The organism is Escherichia sp. WS568 (genome assembly GCF_046486085.1).
Classification (GTDB): domain Bacteria; phylum Pseudomonadota; class Gammaproteobacteria; order Enterobacterales; family Enterobacteriaceae; genus Escherichia; species Escherichia coli.
Window position 1 is genome coordinate 22242 of record NZ_JBJQMC010000012.1, and the last position, 19000, is coordinate 41241.

A 19000-nucleotide genomic window follows, 5' to 3' on the forward strand; every position below is an offset into this window, starting at 1 on the left:
TTATGATTAAAGCACCTCAAGAGGCAATCTTTTGAGGTGCTTTCCCTTAATAATCAATCCCTATTTGCGCCTTAACACCGGCATCAAACGCATGTTTGATGGGGCGCAGCTCACTCACCGTATCCGCTAGTTCAAGAATATCCCGATGACAGCCTCGACCCGTGATAATCACCGTCTGTTGATGTGGACGTTCATTTAACGCCTGCACCACTTCTTCCAGTGGCAAATAATCATACGCCACCATATAAGTCAGTTCATCGAGCAAAACCATATCCAGTGAAGGATCTGCCAGCATTCGTTTGGCATGTTGCCAGACTTCACGGCAGGCGGCGGTATCAGATTCGCGATTTTGCGTATCCCAGGTAAAGCCCGTTGCCATCACCTGAAATTCAACGCCGTGTGGTTCCAGCAGATTTCGTTCGCCATTAGGCCAGGTGCCTTTAATAAACTGCACGACGCCCACTTTTTTTCCGTGACCAACTGCGCGTGTTGCCGTACCAAATGCTGCGGTGGTTTTGCCTTTTCCATTGCCGGTAAAGACGATGATAATACCGCGTTCATCCTGGGCCTGGGCCACACGGGCATCTACTTTTTCTTTCACTCGCTGCTGACGCTGTTGGTAGCGTTCATCACTCATTGGGAAATTCCTGGTTTACGGCCCGGTTGGGCGTCAAAGGTCATGCCGGTTTTACGGCGGCTGTCATCGCCCATCAGCCAAAGGTAGAGCGGCATGATATCAGCGGGTGTTTTAAGTTTCTGTGGATCTTCGGTCGGGAAGGCGCTGGCACGCATTGCGGTGCGCGTACCGCCTGGGTTAATGCAGTTGACGCGCAGGCGCTGCTGATATTCATCGGCCAGTACCTGCATCATCCCTTCGGTGGCAAATTTCGACGCTGCATAAGCGCCCCAGTTTGCACGCCCCTGACGTCCAACGCTTGATGAAGTAAAGACCAGTGAACCGGCGTCCGATTTGAGTAATAAAGGAAGCAGTGCCTGGGTGAGCATAAAGGTGGCATTAACGTTGACCTGTATGACGTCCTGCCAGACCTGTGGATTTTGTTCGCTCATTGGACAAACATCGCCGAGCAATCCGGCATTATGCAAAACACCATCCAGACGCGGATAATTAACGGCAATGCGCTGTGCCAGTTGTTGGCAATCTTCGGACGTGCAGGTCAGCAAATCGAGAATAAACCACTGTGGCTGACGCCCAGTTTCTTCGTTTATGTGGCTGGCTACCTGACGTAATTTTTCTTCATTACGGCCCAACAGAATCACTGTCGCACCATAGCGTGCATACGTCATCGCGGCTTCACGACCAATACCATTGCTGGCTCCCGTCACCAGGATAATGCGATCATTGAGTAAATCTTGTTTTGGCTGGTAATGCATGGCTACTCCTCAACGACGTTGTCTGTCGCGCTGCCAGTGTACTTTAAGACTTTGGGGCTTTATGCCTGAAACAGAAGGGCATTTCAATCAGCCTGGGGCGATAACACCGCAAAATGGATACTTTGTCATACTTTCGCTGCAATAACATCTCTGCGAGACGGCTTAACATGCCTGTTGTAAACTGTGAGCCAAAGCGTTGTTTAACCAAGGTGGGGACTCGTGGAATTGTTGTCTGAATATGGTTTGTTTTTGGCGAAAATCGTTACCGTTGTGCTAGCGATTGCGGCGATTGCCGCCATTATAGTCAATGTTGCTCAACGTAATAAACGCCAGCGTGGCGAGTTACGGGTCAACAATCTCAGCGAACAGTATAAGGAGATGAAAGAAGAACTGGCCGCGGCGCTGATGGACTCACATCAGCAAAAACAGTGGCACAAAGCGCAGAAGAAAAAGCACAAGCAAGAAGCGAAAGCAGCAAAAGCGAAAGCCAAACTGGGCGAGGTGGCAACTGACAGTAAACCCCGCGTCTGGGTGCTGGATTTTAAAGGCAGCATGGACGCCCATGAAGTGAACTCGCTACGTGAAGAGATAACGGCGGTACTCGCAGCATTCAAACCGCAGGATCAGGTTGTACTCCGTCTGGAAAGCCCTGGTGGCATGGTGCATGGTTACGGGTTGGCGGCTTCGCAGCTGCAGCGTCTGCGTGATAAAAACATTCCTTTAACTGTTACGGTAGACAAAGTCGCTGCCAGCGGCGGTTACATGATGGCCTGTGTGGCGGACAAAATTGTTTCCGCACCGTTTGCTATTGTGGGTTCCATTGGCGTGGTGGCACAAATGCCCAACTTTAACCGCTTCCTGAAAAGCAAAGATATTGATATCGAACTGCACACCGCCGGGCAGTATAAGCGCACGCTGACCTTGCTGGGTGAAAACACCGAAGAAGGGCGGGAGAAATTCCGCGAAGAGCTGAACGAAACGCATCAGTTATTTAAAGATTTTGTGAAGCGTATGCGTCCGTCTCTGGATATTGAACAGGTGGCAACGGGTGAACACTGGTACGGACAACAGGCGGTAGAGAAAGGCCTGGTTGATGAAATCAACACCAGTGATGAAGTTATTCTTAGCCTGATGGAAGGCCGTGAAGTGGTCAATGTACGCTATATGCAACGTAAACGACTCATTGACCGATTCACCGGCAGCGCGGCAGAGAGCGCCGATCGATTGTTGTTACGCTGGTGGCAGCGAGGGCAGAAGCCATTGATGTAAAAGACAAACGCGAGGGTAAGACCTCGCGTTTTGCTTTAATCAACCAGGTGATATTTTTCTGAAAGCACATGGGCCAGGTGTTTGAACATATTAAACACCGCGGTGCTTTTGGCTGTTGGCAATCCTTGTTCATCTAAAAAGTAGTCGCCGGTAAATACCAGCACGCCATTACGCTGCGTGACGCCGGTGGCTTCAATCCCTGCGAGCGTATCCTCATGCTCACGAATGATTTTGTTGGCCTCTTTCAACAGCGTTTCGCGGTCGATGGGTTGTGTCTCTTTGTTCATTATTTACTCCTTAAACAAGGACATTAGTCTACGCCAGGCATGGCTTGCAGACAAATATACCACGCTGGTGGCAAGAGCGCCTTACTGGCAACTTTGGATTTTGCATGCTAATAAAGTTGCGTATCGGATTTTATCAGGTACAGTGTGACGCTTTCGTCAATCTGGCAATAGATTTGCTTGACATTCGACCAAAATTCCGTCGTGCTATAGCGCCTGTAGGCCAAGACCTGTTAACTCAGTCACCTGAATTTTCGTGAACAGAGTCACGACAAGGGGTTGATATCCGCAGAGAGCGAGTCCATATCGGTAACTCGTTGCCAGTGGAAGGTTTATCAACGTGCGACGCATTCCTGGAAGAATCAAATTAGGTAAGGTGAATATGGGTAAAGCTCTTGTCATCGTTGAGTCCCCGGCAAAAGCCAAAACGATCAACAAGTATCTGGGTAGTGACTACGTGGTGAAATCCAGCGTCGGTCACATCCGCGATTTGCCGACCAGTGGCTCAGCTGCCAAAAAGAGTGCCGACTCTACCTCCACCAAGACGGCTAAAAAGCCTAAAAAGGATGAACGTGGCGCTCTCGTCAACCGTATGGGGGTTGACCCGTGGCACAATTGGGAGGCGCACTATGAAGTGTTGCCTGGTAAAGAGAAGGTCGTCTCTGAACTGAAACAACTGGCTGAAAAAGCCGACCACATCTATCTCGCAACCGACCTTGACCGCGAAGGGGAAGCCATTGCATGGCACCTGCGGGAAGTGATTGGTGGTGATGATGCGCGCTATAGCCGAGTGGTGTTTAACGAAATTACTAAAAACGCGATCCGCCAGGCATTTAACAAACCAGGTGAGCTGAATATTGATCGTGTTAATGCCCAGCAGGCGCGTCGCTTTATGGACCGCGTGGTGGGGTATATGGTTTCGCCGCTGCTGTGGAAAAAGATCGCTCGTGGTCTGTCTGCCGGTCGTGTGCAGTCGGTGGCGGTTCGCCTGGTGGTCGAGCGTGAGCGTGAAATTAAAGCGTTCGTGCCGGAAGAGTTCTGGGAAGTCGATGCCAGCACGACCACGCCATCTGGTGAAGCGTTGGCGTTACAGGTCACTCATCAGAACGACAAACCGTTCCGCCCGGTCAACAGAGAACAAACTCAGGCTGCGGTAAGTCTGCTGGAAAAAGCGCGCTACAGCGTGCTGGAACGTGAAGACAAACCGACAACCAGTAAACCTGGCGCTCCTTTTATTACCTCTACGCTGCAACAAGCTGCCAGCACCCGTCTTGGATTTGGCGTGAAAAAAACCATGATGATGGCGCAGCGTTTGTATGAAGCAGGCTATATCACTTACATGCGTACCGACTCCACTAACCTGAGTCAGGACGCGGTAAATATGGTTCGCGGTTATATCAGCGATAATTTTGGTAAGAAATATCTGCCGGAAAGTCCGAATCAGTACGCCAGCAAAGAAAACTCACAGGAAGCGCACGAAGCGATTCGTCCTTCTGACGTCAATGTGATGGCGGAATCGCTGAAGGATATGGAAGCAGATGCGCAGAAACTGTACCAGTTAATCTGGCGTCAGTTCGTTGCCTGCCAGATGACCCCAGCGAAATATGACTCCACGACGCTGACCGTTGGTGCGGGCGATTTCCGCCTGAAAGCACGCGGTCGTATTTTGCGCTTTGATGGCTGGACAAAAGTGATGCCTGCACTGCGTAAAGGCGATGAAGATCGTATCTTACCGGCAGTCGATAAAGGCGATGCTCTGACGCTCGTTGAACTGACACCAGCCCAGCACTTTACCAAGCCGCCAGCCCGTTTTAGTGAAGCATCGCTGGTTAAAGAGCTGGAAAAACGCGGTATCGGTCGTCCGTCTACCTATGCATCGATCATTTCGACCATTCAGGATCGTGGCTATGTGCGAGTAGAAAATCGTCGTTTCTATGCGGAAAAAATGGGCGAAATCGTCACCGATCGCCTTGAAGAAAATTTCCGTGAGTTAATGAACTACGACTTCACCGCGCAGATGGAAAACAGCCTCGACCAGGTGGCAAATCACGAAGCAGAGTGGAAAACTGTACTGGATCACTTCTTCTCGGATTTCACTCAGCAGTTAGATAAAGCTGAAAAAGATCCGGAAGAGGGTGGTATGCGCCCGAACCAGATGGTTCTGACCAGCATTGACTGCCCGACTTGTGGTCGCAAAATGGGGATTCGCACAGCGAGCACCGGGGTATTCCTTGGCTGTTCTGGTTATGCGCTGCCGCCGAAAGAGCGTTGCAAAACCACCATTAACCTGGTGCCGGAAAACGAAGTGCTGAACGTGCTGGAAGGCGAAGACGCTGAAACCAACGCGCTGCGCGCAAAACGTCGTTGCCCGAAATGCGGCACGGCGATGGACAGCTATCTCATCGATCCGAAACGTAAGTTGCATGTCTGTGGTAATAACCCAACCTGCGACGGTTACGAGATCGAAGAGGGCGAATTCCGCATTAAAGGTTATGACGGCCCGATCGTTGAGTGTGAAAAATGTGGCTCTGAAATGCACCTGAAAATGGGGCGTTTCGGTAAATACATGGCCTGCACCAACGAAGAGTGTAAAAACACACGTAAGATTTTACGTAACGGCGAAGTGGCACCACCGAAAGAAGATCCGGTGCCATTACCTGAGTTGCCGTGCGAAAAATCAGATGCTTATTTCGTGCTGCGTGACGGTGCTGCCGGTGTGTTCCTGGCTGCCAACACTTTCCCGAAATCGCGTGAAACACGTGCGCCACTGGTGGAAGAGCTTTATCGCTTCCGCGACCGTCTGCCGGAAAAACTGCGTTATCTGGCCGATGCGCCACAGCAGGATCCGGAAGGTAATAAGACCATGGTTCGCTTTAGCCGTAAAACCAAACAGCAATATGTCTCTTCGGAAAAAGACGGAAAGGCGACTGGCTGGTCAGCATTTTATGTTGATGGCAAATGGGTTGAAGGAAAAAAATAACCTTTAATTCTGTCAGGTTTTTATAAACAAAGGGTCGCGAAAGCGGCCCTTTTTTATTGCATATTATTTTTCTTCACACCTATACACTAAGGCTATAAATGATATAGTGGTTATAGTTAGCCCCTTTTTTATTATTAAATCGTATTAGTCACCCGCCTGGCGTGACGAAAAAACGATGTTCTGATGGCGTCTAAGTGGATGGTTTAACATGAAATTACAACAACTTCGCTATATTGTTGAGGTGGTCAATCATAACCTGAATGTCTCATCAACGGCGGAAGGACTTTACACATCACAACCCGGGATCAGTAAACAAGTCAGAATGCTGGAAGACGAGCTAGGCATTCAAATTTTTTCCCGAAGCGGCAAGCACCTGACGCAGGTAACGCCAGCAGGACAAGAAATAATTCGTATCGCTCGCGAAGTCCTGTCGAAAGTCGATGCCATAAAATCGGTCGCCGGAGAGCACACCTGGCCGGATAAAGGCTCGCTGTATATCGCCACCACGCATACCCAGGCACGCTACGCTTTACCAAACGTTATCAAAGGCTTTATTGAGCGTTATCCTCGCGTTTCTTTGCATATGCACCAGGGCTCGCCGACACAAATTGCTGATGCCGTCTCTAAAGGCAATGCCGATTTCGCGATTGCCACAGAAGCGCTGCATCTGTATGAAGATTTAGTGATGTTACCGTGCTACCACTGGAATCGGGCTATTGTAGTCACTCCGGATCACCCGCTGGCAGGCAAAAAAGCCATTACCATTGAAGAACTGGCGCAATATCCGTTGGTGACATATACCTTCGGCTTTACCGGACGCTCAGAACTGGATACTGCCTTTAACCGCGCAGGGTTAACGCCGCGTATCGTCTTCACGGCAACGGATGCTGACGTCATTAAAACTTACGTCCGGTTAGGGTTGGGGGTAGGGGTTATTGCCAGCATGGCGGTGGATCCGGTCGCCGATCCCGACCTGGTGCGCGTTGATGCTCACGATATCTTCAGCCACAGTACAACCAAAATTGGTTTTCGCCGTAGTACTTTTTTGCGCAGTTATATGTATGATTTCATTCAGCGTTTTGCACCGCATTTAACGCGTGATGTCGTTGATGCGGCTGTCGCATTGCGCTCTAATGAAGAAATTGAGGCCATGTTTAAAGATATAAAACTGCCGGAAAAATAATTTCTTGCGTTATTTTCGGCACCTTTTATGTAGCGAAGGTGCCGGAATATATTCTCTTTTGTTACTTATTTGTATACCGTGCACAATATTTTTATCCCTCATATTTATAGGGTAAATTACCTGTAAAGTAGTGTCTAATTACCCGCCTCGCAAACTCCAGTTTTCAAATATCTATTTCAGGTCAAAAGATTGAATTATTCACTGGAGACGATTCGTAAATTCGCTGGATTTTTGACTAAAGTTTCTTTAGGATTTGTCTCATCGTATGATTAATTACACCAATCGTTCAACGTCTTGTTGATAAGTGATGGCGATTATATGAGGTTAGCAATGCCTTCTGGAAATCAGGAACCCCGCCGCAATCCTGAATTAAAACGTAAAGCCTGGCTGGCGGTTTTTCTTGGTTCTGCACTTTCCTGGGTGGTTGTCGCACTGCTTATTTGGAAAGTGTGGGGATAACTATGGTCGGTCAGGAGCAACTGGAGTCGTCACCATTATGTCAGCATAGTGACAATGAACCAGAAGCAAAACGGGAATGTTCCGTCGTTATTCCAGACGACTGGCAACTAACATCGCAGCAACAAGCCTTTATAGAACTGTTTGCTGAAGATGATCAGCCGAAACAATAATTATCATCATTCTTATTACCCATTTTTAATGAATCACAGGGCTTTTAATACACCGCAGCAATAACAGGTTGAGTTATCTCAACACAAATATGAAATATTGGTCCTGGATGGGCGCATTTTCTCTGTCGATGCTCTTCTGGGCCGAACTCCTCTGGATCATTACTCACTGATCCCTGACCCCGCTGTTTGCTTTGTCTCAAGGTTTCTCCTCTTTTATCAATTTGGGTTGTTATCAAATCGTTACGCGATGTTTGTGTTATCTTTAATATTCACCCTGAAGAGAATCAGGGCTTCGCAACCCTGTCATTAAGGAGGAGCTATGTCGTCAACCCTACGAGAAGCCAGTAAGGACACGTTGCAGGCCAAAGATAAAACTTACCACTACTACAGCTTGCCGCTTGCTGCCAAATCACTGGGCGATATCACCCGTCTACCCAATTCACTCAAAGTTTTGCTCGAAAACCTGCTGCGTTGGCAGGATGGTAAATCGGTTACCGAAGAGGATATCCACGCGCTGGCGGGATGGCTGAAAAATGCCCATGCTGACCGTGAAATTGCCTACCGCCCGGCAAGAGTGCTGATGCAGGACTTTACCGGCGTACCTGCCGTTGTTGATCTGGCGGCAATGCGCGAAGCGGTTAAACGCCTCGGCGGCGATACTGCAAAGGTTAACCCGCTCTCACCGGTCGACCTGGTCATTGACCACTCGGTGACCGTCGATCGTTTTGGTGATGATGAGGCATTTGAAGAAAACGTGCGCCTGGAAATGGAGCGCAACCACGAACGTTATGTGTTCCTGAAATGGGGAAAGCAGGCGTTCAGTCGTTTTAGCGTCGTGCCGCCAGGCACAGGCATTTGCCATCAGGTTAACCTCGAATATCTCGGCAAAGCAGTGTGGAGCGAATTGCAGGACGGTGAATGGATTGCTTATCCGGATACACTCGTTGGTACTGACTCGCACACCACCATGATCAACGGCCTTGGCGTGCTGGGGTGGGGCGTTGGTGGGATCGAAGCCGAAGCCGCAATGTTAGGCCAGCCGGTTTCCATGCTTATCCCGGACGTAGTAGGCTTTAAACTTACCGGAAAATTACGTGAAGGTATTACCGCCACAGACCTGGTTCTCACCGTTACCCAAATGCTGCGCAAACATGGCGTGGTGGGGAAATTCGTCGAATTTTATGGTGATGGTCTGGATTCACTACCGCTGGCGGATCGCGCCACCATTGCCAATATGTCGCCAGAATATGGTGCCACCTGTGGCTTCTTCCCAATCGATGCTGTCACCCTCGATTACATGCGTTTAAGCGGGCGCAGCGAAGATCAGGTCGAGTTGGTCGAAAAATATGCCAAAGCGCAGGGCATGTGGCGTAACCCGGGCGATGAACCGATTTTTACCAGTACGTTAGAACTGGATATGAATGACGTTGAAGCGAGCCTGGCAGGGCCAAAACGCCCACAGGATCGCGTTGCACTGCCCGATGTACCAAAAGCATTTGCCGCCAGTAACGAACTGGAAGTAAATGCCACGCATAAAGATCGCCAGCCGGTCGATTATGTTATGAACGGACATCAGTATCAGTTACCTGATGGCGCGGTGGTCATTGCTGCGATAACGTCGTGCACCAACACCTCTAACCCAAGTGTGCTGATGGCCGCAGGTTTGCTGGCGAAAAAAGCTGTAACTCTGGGCCTCAAGCGGCAACCGTGGGTCAAAGCGTCGCTGGCACCAGGCTCGAAAGTCGTTTCTGATTATTTGGCAAAAGCGAAACTGACACCGTATCTCGATGAACTGGGGTTTAACCTTGTGGGATACGGTTGTACCACCTGTATTGGTAACTCTGGTCCATTGCCCGATCCTATCGAAACGGCAATCAAAAAAGGCGATTTAACCGTCGGTGCGGTGCTGTCCGGCAACCGTAACTTTGAAGGCCGTATCCATCCGCTGGTTAAAACTAACTGGCTGGCCTCGCCGCCGCTGGTGGTTGCCTATGCGCTAGCGGGAAATATGAATATTAACCTCGCTTCTGAGCCTATTGGTCACGATCGTAAAGGCGACCCGGTATATCTGAAAGATATCTGGCCCTCGGCACAAGAAATTGCCCGTGCGGTAGAACAAGTCTCCACAGAAATGTTCCGTAAAGAGTACGCAGAAGTTTTTGAAGGCACAGCAGAGTGGAAGGAAATTAACGTCGCACGATCCGATACCTACGGTTGGCAGGAGGATTCAACCTATATTCGCTTATCGCCTTTCTTTGATGAAATGCAGGCAACACCAGCACCTGTGGAAGATATTCACGGTGCGCGGATCCTCGCAATGCTGGGGGATTCAGTCACCACTGACCATATCTCTCCGGCGGGCAGCATTAAGCCCGATAGCCCGGCGGGGCGATATCTACAAGGTCGGGGTGTTGAGCGCAAAGACTTTAACTCCTACGGTTCGCGGCGTGGTAACCATGAAGTGATGATGCGCGGCACCTTCGCCAATATTCGCATCCGTAATGAAATGGTGCCTGGCGTTGAAGGGGGGATGACGCGGCATTTACCTGACAGCGAGGTCATCTCTATTTATGATGCCGCGATGCGCTATAAGCAGGAGCAAACGCCGCTGGCGGTGATTGCCGGGAAAGAGTATGGATCAGGCTCCAGCCGTGACTGGGCGGCAAAAGGTCCGCGTCTACTTGGCATTCGTGTGGTGATTGCCGAATCGTTTGAACGAATTCACCGTTCGAATTTAATTGGCATGGGCATCCTGCCGCTGGAATTTCCGCAAGGCGTAACGCGTAAAACGTTAGGGCTAACCGGGGAAGAGAAGATTGATATTGGCGATCTGCAAAATCTACAGCCCGGCGCGACGGTTCCGGTGACGCTTACGCGCGCGCATGGTAGCCAGGAAGTCGTACCCTGCCGTTGTCGTATCGACACCGCGACGGAGTTGACCTACTACCAGAACGACGGCATTTTGCATTATGTCATTCGTAATATGTTGAAGTAACGAGTATTTGCTTGCCGGTTATTTTGCTTCCGGCAAGCAAATGAATTACACAATGCAAGAGGGTTATTTGTTCAGCAAATGACCCATTTTCTCGGCTTTGGTATCGAGATAATGTTCGTTATTGGGGTTACGACCTACAATCAACGGTACGCGTTCAACAATATTAATCCCTGCTTCGGTCAGAATTTCGACTTTTTTCGGGTTGTTGGTTAACAAGCGGACTTCATTGACGCCAAGGAGTTTGAACATATCAGCGCAAAGAGTGAAGTCGCGCTCATCAGCGGCGAAGCCTAACTGGTGGTTAGCCTCTACAGTATCGTAACCTTGATCCTGCAGTGCATAAGCGCGGATTTTATTCAGCAGACCAATGTTACGACCTTCCTGACGGTGATACAGCAAAATACCACGGCCTTCTTCGGCAATTTGCGTCAGTGCCGCTTCGAGCTGGAAGCCACAATCGCAGCGCAAGCTGAACAGGGCGTCACCGGTCAGACATTCGGAATGGACGCGCGCAAGTACCGGGGTATGCCCGGAAATATCGCCATAGACTAGCGCGACATGATCGTGTCCGGTTGCCAGTTCTTCAAATCCCACCATCAGGAAATCGCCCCATGGGGTTGGCAGTTTGGCTTCTGCCACACGTTTAAGCTGCATGAAATTCTCCAGATAATGCTGGTTCTGTATTGGCTTATTTTGCCATAACGAGAAGGGGTTCACCTAATCACGACGCGTCGATCGTTCACGGAATGGCACAAATCTGTCAATTTTTCCTGGAACTGGCATTTTCAGTTATGATTGTGGGACTTATCAAAAAGGAGAGGCCATGCGTTCGATTGCCAGACGTACCGCAGTGGGAACTGCACTATTGCTTGTTATGCCAGTAGCCGTATGGATTTCTGGCTGGCGTTGGCAACCTGGAGAACAAAGTTGGTTACTAAAAGCGGCTTTTTGGGTTACTGAAACTGTCACCCAGCCCTGGGGCGTCATTACACATTTGATTTTATTCGGCTGGTTTCTCTGGTGTCTGCGTTTTCGCATTAAGGCTGCCTTTGTATTATTTGCCATTCTGGCGGCGGCAATCCTTGTGGGACAAGGCGTTAAATCCTGGATCAAAGACAAAGTCCAGGAACCACGACCTTTTGTTATCTGGCTGGAAAAAACACATCATATTCCGGTTGATGAGTTCTACACTTTAAAGCGAGCAGAACGCGGAAATCTAGTGAAAGAACAGTTGGCTGAAGAGAAAAATATCCCACAATATTTGCGTTCACACTGGCAGAAAGAGACGGGGTTTGCCTTTCCTTCCGGTCACACGATGTTTGCTGCCAGTTGGGCACTGCTGGCCGTTGGTTTGCTGTGGCCGCGTCGGCGAACGTTAACCATTGCTATCTTGTTGGTCTGGGCAACTGGAGTCATGGGAAGCCGCCTGCTGCTCGGGATGCATTGGCCACGCGATCTGGTAGTAGCTACGTTGATTTCGTGGGCGCTGGTGGCGGTGGCAACGTGGCTTGCGCAACGAATTTGTGGGCCATTAACACCACCTGCGGAAGAAAATCGCGAAATAGCGCAACGAGAACAAGAAAGTTAACGCTGGTTGATTTTCCGAATTTAGCCCTTAAATCATCAACAATGCGCGTGGATGCCATTTCGCAGACGGCGCGAAAATGGTACTTTAAAGGGCTATTGCGGTAAGTTGACCATAATTTATTTGCTCTAACCACATAACGGGAAGTAATGTGAAATATTTACTCATTTTCTTACTGGTGTTAGCGATCTTCGTGATTTCGGTTACGTTAGGTGCGCAGAACGATCAACAGGTGACGTTTAATTATCTGTTAGCGCAAGGGGAGTACCGTATTTCCACATTGCTGGCGGTATTGTTTGCTGCGGGGTTTGCTATCGGTTGGTTGATTTGTGGCCTGTTCTGGCTGCGAGTTCGTGTTTCCCTGGCGCGCGCTGAACGTAAAATAAAGCGACTGGAAAACCAGCTTTCACCCGCGACTGACGTGGCTGTAGCGCCGCACTCGTCAGCGGCGAAGGAATAACTTTCTATGCTGGAGTTGTTGTTTCTGCTTTTGCCTGTAGCCGCTGCCTATGGCTGGTATATGGGCCGCAGAAGTGCGCAACAAAACAAGCAAGATGAAGCCAACCGCTTGTCGCGTGATTACGTAGCGGGGGTTAACTTCCTGCTTAGTAATCAACAGGATAAAGCGGTAGATCTGTTTCTCGATATGCTTAAAGAGGATACAGGTACCGTTGAAGCCCACCTTACGCTCGGAAACCTGTTCCGTTCGCGTGGCGAAGTTGATCGCGCTATTCGCATCCATCAGACCCTAATGGAAAGCGCCTCGCTGACCTATGAACAGCGGCTTTTGGCGATTCAACAACTGGGGCGTGATTACATGGCTGCCGGGTTATACGACCGCGCGGAAGACATGTTCAATCAGCTGACCGATGAAACTGACTTCCGCATTGGCGCGCTGCAACAGTTGCTACAAATCTACCAGGCTACCAGCGAGTGGCAGAAAGCAATTGATGTTGCCGAACGCCTGGTGAAGCTGGGTAAAGATAAACAGCGCGTCGAAATTGCCCATTTCTACTGTGAGTTAGCTCTGCAGCATATGGCCAGCGACGATCTCGATCGTGCCATGACTTTGCTAAAAAAAGGTGCGGCGGCAGATAAAAACAGCGCCCGCGTATCCATCATGATGGGACGCGTGTTTATGGCGAAAGGAGAATACGCCAAAGCCGTCGAAAGTCTGCAACGTGTCATATCCCAGGACAGAGAACTGGTCAGCGAAACGCTGGAAATGCTGCAAACCTGCTACCAGCAGTTGGGTAAAACTGCCGAATGGGCAGAGTTCCTGCAGCGCGCGGTGGAAGAGAACACCGGTGCCGATGCTGAACTGATGCTTGCGGACATCATCGAAGCGCGCGACGGTAGTGAGGCCGCACAGGTCTATATTACGCGTCAGCTTCAGCGTCATCCGACCATGCGTGTGTTCCATAAGCTAATGGATTACCACTTAAATGAAGCGGAAGAAGGGCGTGCCAAAGAGAGTCTGATGGTGCTGCGTGACATGGTTGGCGAGAAGGTGCGGAGTAAGCCTCGTTATCGCTGCCAGAAATGTGGGTTTACCGCATACACTCTCTACTGGCATTGTCCGTCTTGTCGGGCCTGGTCAACCATTAAACCGATTCGCGGTCTTGATGGCCTGTAATTTTTAAAAAAATCCGACTTTAGTTACAACATACTAATTGTTGATGTTCCATTGTGCTCCGGTAGCTCGGGCGCAGAAAAGCCTGCCAGGGGAGAAATCGCAACTGTTAATTTTTTATTTCCACGGGTAGAATGCTCGCCGTTTACCTGTTTCGCGCCACTTCCGGTGCCCATCATCAAGAAGGTCTGGTCATGACGTTAACTGCTTCATCTTCTTCCCGCGCTGTTACGAATTCTCCTGTGGTTGTTGCCCTTGATTATCATAATCGTGATGCCGCGCTGGCCTTTGTCGACAAGATCGACCCACGCGATTGTCGTCTGAAAGTCGGCAAAGAGATGTTTACGCTGTTTGGACCTCAATTTGTACGCGAACTTCAACAGCGTGGTTTTGATATCTTCCTCGACCTGAAATTTCACGATATTCCCAACACTGCAGCGCACGCTGTCGCTGCTGCAGCTGACTTAGGCGTGTGGATGGTGAATGTTCACGCCTCCGGTGGGGCGCGTATGATGACCGCAGCGCGTGAGGCACTGGTTCCGTTTGGCAAAGATGCACCGCTTTTGATTGCTGTGACAGTATTGACCAGCATGGAAGCCAGCGACCTGGCCGATCTTGGCGTGACACTGTCACCTGCAGATTATGCAGAACGTCTGGCGGCACTGACGCAAAAATGTGGCCTTGATGGTGTGGTGTGTTCTGCTCAGGAAGCTGTGCGCTTTAAACAGGTATTCGGTCAGGAGTTCAAACTGGTTACACCGGGCATTCGTCCGCAGGGGAGTGAAGCAGGTGACCAGCGCCGCATTATGACGCCAGAACAGGCGTTGGCGGCTGGTGTTGATTATATGGTGATTGGTCGCCCGGTAACGCAATCGGTAGATCCAGCGCAGACGCTGAAAGCGATCAACGCCTCTTTACAGCGGAGTGCATGATGAGTGATTCCAACAGCCGTCTGGTCTACTCAACGGAAACCGGACGTATTGATGAGCCAAAAGCGGCCCCTGTACGCCCTAAAGGCGACGGTGTGGTGCGTATTCAGCGTCAGACCAGTGGACGTAAAGGTAAGGGCGTTTGCCTGATTACCGGTGTCGATCTCGATGATGCCGAACTGACGAAACTGGCAGCGGAACTGAAGAAAAAATGCGGCTGCGGCGGAGCAGTTAAAGATGGAATTATTGAAATCCAGGGCGATAAGCGTGATTTATTAAAATCACTGCTTGAAGCGAAAGGGATGAAGGTAAAACTCGCAGGCGGCTAACATAAAAAGCCACGGATATATCCGTGGCTTTCGAATGTTTTACTGTGTGTATTATTCAGTTATTTCGTACTGAACAGAATCAAGTGTATTATAATTGCGAGTCGATAATCGACATTTATTTACGATTATTTACCGACCTGGTGACCAATAACACCACCGACGGCTGCACCACCTAATGTACCCAGCGTACTGCCATCGGTCAGTACTGCACCGCCTAATGCACCTGCGCCCGCGCCAATTGCGGTGTTACGGTCTCGTTTAGACCAGTTAGAACAGGCACTCAGAGACATTGCCAGGGTAATTGCCAGAACAGCCGCGGTCATTTTTTTGCTCGTTACAAACATAATACTCTCTCCTGAATTTATGATTCACGGAAGTAAGCTCTCTATAACTATAATAGCTAAGAATAAGCCTGGTGAAATTATTCCGTGAAATCCGCTCGCGCGCAGGGTTATATCACGCAGGTGATAATGACTTCCTGTTATATCGCTGATAATAATTTTATATCTTGAGAGTGTTAATAACAGGTAAATAGTCTTAATTATCAACCAGGAATCATCTTAGAGCGGATGATTTGCAAAACAGCAAATCATCCGTAGAGAAGGGAAATGGTTAAATGTCAACGACGTGAACGGTGAGTTTACTGTGCTCAAGATGCATCAGATCGCTGGCGCGTATTTTCGAATCGGTAATCACGCGATTGAATCGCTCAACGGGGCCGATGGAGTATGAATGTACAGCACCAAATTTCGAGCTGTCAGTCAGGACTATCGCCTCGCACTCTTTTTCCAGCACGGCATTGACCACATCGGTACGCATCATATCGCGACCGGTAAACCCAGTTTCAGGTTGCCAGCCATCAATACCAATAAATGCTTTGCTGAAATGCACCTGTTGGATGCACTGGCGTGTCAAAGGACCAACCATACTTTCGCTTTTTTTCTGGTACACGCCACCGAGCAAAATAACTTCACAAGGCGCGTCTTTCAGCAAATGCGCGATGTAGCTGCTGACCGTGATGATCGTGACATTTTTCTTCTGCTCGCCCAGAGTCCGGGCGAGCAGGGCATTGCTGCTGCCATTTTCGATAAAGATGGTTTCGCCCGGTTGAACCAGTGACGCGGCAAACTCAGCGAGTTCACGCTTCAGCGTATAGTTGCTCATCATACGAGTTTCGACGTCATCACTATCAAGCGATACTGCAAAGCCATGTGCACGGCGGAGGTAACTCAGTTTTTCGAGGGTGTTGAGATCCTGGCGAATGGTAACTTCAGAAACTCCAGTGGCTTTTGCCAGATCGGTTACGCTAACCTGACCCTGGTCAATGACCATCTGTAGAATAGTTTGTTGTCGGGAATTCATCGCTGTAATTCTTATAACGTTATAATACTAAATAAAAAAATACTGACGCGCCGGGCATCCTCAAATAGGAAAACCTGAAGGCACGATTGTTAAATCTCCCACGGTGCCTTCGGGATGTCTGGCGTAGATTCAGCAACCTGGCGCAAGAGTTCTGCTTTAAGTATCTCGAGATTATGGATCGCAGAGTGGTAATCGCCTGCCACAAGGATATCTAACACAATATCAATACGTTCGGCAACGCGCTGGGCATCAAATTCAGACATCAAGGACATCCTTATAGCAAAAGGGGGAAAATGAATAATGCAAAAATTGCCGCTAAAAGAGAAGTGTTTAACAGCAACGGCTAATTATCATCCAGTAATACGATATATAATGACGGAATATATCGCTAAGTATATATATTCATCTACTTATGCGCGCTTCAGATAGCGTTTATACCAGCGTTCGAAGGCGACGGCGGGCATCGGTTTGGCAAACAAAAATCCTTGCCGCTCATTGATCCCGTTCTTGGTTAAAAAAGCATCTTCCTTTTTACTCTCCACTCCTTCAGCGATCACCTGAAGATTCAATGCCTGTGCCACAGCGACGATCGCCCGGACCAGTGACTGCGAGACAGGCTGTTTGTGAATATCCCGAACAAAAACCTGGTCAAGTTTGATGGCATCGATCGGAAAGCGCGCCAGTTGCGAAAGTGAAGAGTAGCCGGTACCAAAATCGTCCAGATGCACTTGCGCACCTAGTTGGCTAAATTGTTGAATAACAGACAGTGCCAGTTCATCATTCTCAATCAGGCAGCTCTCCGTCAGTTCAACATCAATAGGGCAGTATTCAAAATTGAGTTCCTGGAGAACCTGTTTCAGGGCGGTGAAAATGGTTTGATCGGCGAGCTGACGTGCAGAAATGTTTACCGCCACTCGCAGGTTAATACCTTTATCCCGCCACTTTGCCACCTGGCGTACGACATCGAGAATCACCCAACGGCCTAAAGGCACAATTAGCCCTGACTCTTCGGCGTAGGAAATGAAGTCCAACGGTGGAATCAACCCACGTTCAGGTGACTGCCAACGTACTAGTGCTTCCAGACTGCGCACTTCGCCACGCCAGGTGATTTTCGGTTGATAGTGAATAACCAACTGATCGTTTTCCAGTGCTTTACGCAAGTTGGTATCCAGCCAGAGATATTCAAATACCCTCTGATTCATTTCTGGGGTAAAAACGCAAAATTGTCCTCGTCCGCCTTCCTTCGCTGTGTACATTGCTGTGTCGGCGTGACGAATAATAGCCGCGCTGTCCGAACCATGTTCGGGAGAGAGTGAAATACCTACTGAACAGCTGGTATAAACTTCAATTAAACCAATGCGGAAGGGGAGTCGTAAGCGGGTCAAAATTCGTGATGCCATTGCTTCCAGCGCGCTTTGTGAGGTATTGGATGCCAGTACCAGAAACTCATCGCCACCTGGACGCGCCAACACCTGATCATGTTCGAGACAGCTTAAAATGGCCAATGACACGTCGCGTAATAACTGGTCACCAAATAAATGCCCATAGGCGTCGTTGACCTTTTTAAAATTATCCAAATCAAGATACACAACCCCAACTTTATTGTTATCTGCCTGATTAATAGCGTGATCGATTAACTCCTGCATTGCATTACGATTCGGCAGTCCGGTGATACTGTCGGTATTTGCCAGAATACGCAGTCGCTCCTGAGCGCGGCGCTCTTCGGTAATGTCGGTGCCGGAACAGATTAAAAAAATCTCGTTTTTGCCACTGCCGCTGTGGACAAATTTATTGCGAAACAGAAACAGCCGCTGGCCTTTACGTGTTGGTATCCACAGTTCGACTTCATATGCATTGCCGCTTCGAAAAAATACACGGTTATTGCGCCTGGATGCCGCAGCTTCACGACGGCTCATAAACAGTTTAAACACGCTTTGGCCAATGACGTCGTGTTCTTTCAACCCAGTGTAATCTTCACATAACCGATTGAAGCGTTGGATATTCCCCCGGCTGTCGAGAATCACTATTGCGGAATGTGCTTCAGAAACTACCTGCTCAGCAAAGGAAAGCCCGTGTGATAAATCACGAGCAACTGCTGGTGTGTCATGCCATGCAGACGCGTTGCCAGCCCATTCCCGTTTATTGATTTTTCGTCCTACCAGATGCACAGAAAGATCGCTTTCATCGACGGTCAGACTCATCATCAGGCTGGAGGTGATGACCGTCATTTCCCTGATGCGAGCAGCCTGTTCGGCAGATAACTGCAACGTACGTTCAGGTTCTGTGGTTTCGGTGGTAGAAAAGCGCAAAACATCGCTGCTTTCCGTTAACCGCCAGTATGGATTGTGCGATCCGAGAAAGTTGTACAACGTTGTGGACTCCCTAACGGTTTTCATGATGCATATCCTCCGGTTAACTGCGGAGTCCGCG

The 19000-nt window shown here is 49.4% G+C and carries 21 protein-coding genes; 13 read left to right on the top strand and 8 right to left on the bottom strand.

Going from position 1 to position 19000, the window contains the following annotated elements:
- Positions 1–46 precede the first annotated feature (46 nt).
- On the bottom strand, positions 47–637 hold the full coding sequence (cobO, locus tag ACJHWR_RS14605) for a cob(I)yrinic acid a,c-diamide adenosyltransferase (RefSeq protein WP_001278893.1): 591 nt from the start codon (positions 635–637) through the stop codon (positions 47–49).
- Positions 634–1392 (bottom strand): YciK family oxidoreductase, encoded by a 759-nt coding sequence (locus ACJHWR_RS14610; protein ID WP_000559302.1) that lies wholly within the window; start codon positions 1390–1392, stop codon positions 634–636. The genes cobO and ACJHWR_RS14610 overlap by 4 nt, the downstream gene beginning before the upstream one ends.
- A gap of 219 nt (positions 1393–1611) precedes the next feature.
- On the opposite strand from ACJHWR_RS14610, the gene sohB reads away from it, so the two are divergent.
- On the top strand, positions 1612–2661 hold the full coding sequence (sohB, locus tag ACJHWR_RS14615; protein ID WP_000422045.1) for a protease SohB: 1050 nt from the start codon (positions 1612–1614) through the stop codon (positions 2659–2661).
- Between the two features lie 35 nt (positions 2662–2696).
- Here the strand turns inward: sohB and ACJHWR_RS14620 are convergent, their stop codons facing one another.
- Positions 2697–2948 carry a YciN family protein gene (locus ACJHWR_RS14620; protein ID WP_001031530.1) on the bottom strand — a complete coding sequence of 84 codons (252 nt, stop codon included), beginning with the start codon at positions 2946–2948 and terminating at the stop codon, positions 2697–2699.
- A gap of 379 nt (positions 2949–3327) precedes the next feature.
- Between ACJHWR_RS14620 and topA the strand changes: the two genes are divergently transcribed.
- The 6 genes from topA to acnA all read left to right on the top strand — a co-directional run bounded on the left by topA (position 3328) and on the right by acnA (position 10732).
- Positions 3328–5925 (top strand): type I DNA topoisomerase, encoded by a 2598-nt coding sequence (gene topA, locus ACJHWR_RS14625; RefSeq protein ID WP_012311849.1) that lies wholly within the window; start codon positions 3328–3330, stop codon positions 5923–5925.
- Between the two features lie 208 nt (positions 5926–6133).
- On the top strand, positions 6134–7108 hold the full coding sequence (cysB, locus tag ACJHWR_RS14630; protein ID WP_000776252.1) for an HTH-type transcriptional regulator CysB: 975 nt from the start codon (positions 6134–6136) through the stop codon (positions 7106–7108).
- Between the two features lie 318 nt (positions 7109–7426).
- Positions 7427–7567: a YmiA family putative membrane protein gene (locus ACJHWR_RS14635; RefSeq protein WP_212734748.1), complete on the top strand. Its 141-nt coding sequence runs from the start codon at positions 7427–7429 to the stop codon at positions 7565–7567.
- A gap of 2 nt (positions 7568–7569) precedes the next feature.
- Entirely contained in the window at positions 7570–7737 is a 168-nt protein-coding gene (gene yciX, locus ACJHWR_RS14640; protein ID WP_001296035.1) for a protein YciX, read from the top strand.
- A gap of 89 nt (positions 7738–7826) precedes the next feature.
- Positions 7827–7907, top strand: a complete 81-nt coding sequence (ymiC, locus tag ACJHWR_RS14645) for a small membrane protein YmiC (protein WP_122991686.1) — start codon at positions 7827–7829, stop codon at positions 7905–7907.
- Positions 7908–8056: 149 nt separating this feature from the next.
- Positions 8057–10732, top strand: coding sequence for an aconitate hydratase AcnA (acnA, locus tag ACJHWR_RS14650; protein ID WP_000099559.1), 2676 nt, complete (start codon positions 8057–8059; stop codon positions 10730–10732).
- Positions 10733–10795: 63 nt separating this feature from the next.
- Here the strand turns inward: acnA and ribA are convergent, their stop codons facing one another.
- The gene (ribA, locus tag ACJHWR_RS14655; RefSeq protein WP_001176295.1) at positions 10796–11386 is read right to left on the bottom strand and encodes a GTP cyclohydrolase II; all 591 of its coding nucleotides are present in this window, start codon (positions 11384–11386) and stop codon (positions 10796–10798) included.
- 169 nt (positions 11387–11555) lie between these two features.
- Between ribA and pgpB the strand changes: the two genes are divergently transcribed.
- The 5 genes from pgpB to yciH all read left to right on the top strand — a co-directional run bounded on the left by pgpB (position 11556) and on the right by yciH (position 15208).
- Positions 11556–12320, top strand: a complete 765-nt coding sequence (gene pgpB, locus ACJHWR_RS14660) for a phosphatidylglycerophosphatase B (protein WP_001256556.1) — start codon at positions 11556–11558, stop codon at positions 12318–12320.
- 148 nt (positions 12321–12468) lie between these two features.
- The gene (gene lapA / locus ACJHWR_RS14665; protein WP_000876284.1) at positions 12469–12777 is read left to right on the top strand and encodes a lipopolysaccharide assembly protein LapA; all 309 of its coding nucleotides are present in this window, start codon (positions 12469–12471) and stop codon (positions 12775–12777) included.
- Positions 12778–12783: 6 nt separating this feature from the next.
- On the top strand, positions 12784–13953 hold the full coding sequence (gene lapB, locus ACJHWR_RS14670; RefSeq protein ID WP_000891353.1) for a lipopolysaccharide assembly protein LapB: 1170 nt from the start codon (positions 12784–12786) through the stop codon (positions 13951–13953).
- 191 nt (positions 13954–14144) lie between these two features.
- Positions 14145–14882, top strand: coding sequence for an orotidine-5'-phosphate decarboxylase (pyrF, locus tag ACJHWR_RS14675; RefSeq protein ID WP_000176265.1), 738 nt, complete (start codon positions 14145–14147; stop codon positions 14880–14882).
- Complete coding sequence (gene yciH / locus ACJHWR_RS14680; RefSeq protein ID WP_001353236.1) at positions 14882–15208, top strand: stress response translation initiation inhibitor YciH; 327 nt, start codon at positions 14882–14884, stop codon at positions 15206–15208. The genes pyrF and yciH overlap by 1 nt, the downstream gene beginning before the upstream one ends.
- 125 nt (positions 15209–15333) lie before the next feature.
- On the opposite strand, the gene osmB is transcribed toward yciH, so the two are convergent.
- From osmB to yciZ, 3 genes are all read right to left on the bottom strand, one after another.
- A complete protein-coding gene (osmB, locus tag ACJHWR_RS14685) occupies positions 15334–15552 on the bottom strand; it encodes an osmotically-inducible lipoprotein OsmB (protein WP_000498253.1) in 219 nt (72 codons plus the stop codon).
- Positions 15553–15820: 268 nt separating this feature from the next.
- Positions 15821–16570 carry a DNA-binding transcriptional regulator YciT gene (locus ACJHWR_RS14690; protein ID WP_001088621.1) on the bottom strand — a complete coding sequence of 250 codons (750 nt, stop codon included), beginning with the start codon at positions 16568–16570 and terminating at the stop codon, positions 15821–15823.
- Positions 16571–16659: 89 nt separating this feature from the next.
- A complete protein-coding gene (gene yciZ / locus ACJHWR_RS14695) occupies positions 16660–16833 on the bottom strand; it encodes a protein YciZ (RefSeq protein WP_001288368.1) in 174 nt (57 codons plus the stop codon).
- Between the two features lie 37 nt (positions 16834–16870).
- On the opposite strand from yciZ, the gene ymiD reads away from it, so the two are divergent.
- Positions 16871–16999 carry a protein YmiD gene (gene ymiD, locus ACJHWR_RS14700; protein ID WP_023143869.1) on the top strand — a complete coding sequence of 43 codons (129 nt, stop codon included), beginning with the start codon at positions 16871–16873 and terminating at the stop codon, positions 16997–16999.
- On the opposite strand, the gene pdeR is transcribed toward ymiD, so the two are convergent.
- Positions 16981–18966, bottom strand: coding sequence for a cyclic di-GMP phosphodiesterase (gene pdeR / locus ACJHWR_RS14705; protein ID WP_000859966.1), 1986 nt, complete (start codon positions 18964–18966; stop codon positions 16981–16983). The two genes, ymiD and pdeR, sit on opposite strands and share 19 nt — an antisense overlap.
- Positions 18967–19000 lie beyond the last annotated feature (34 nt).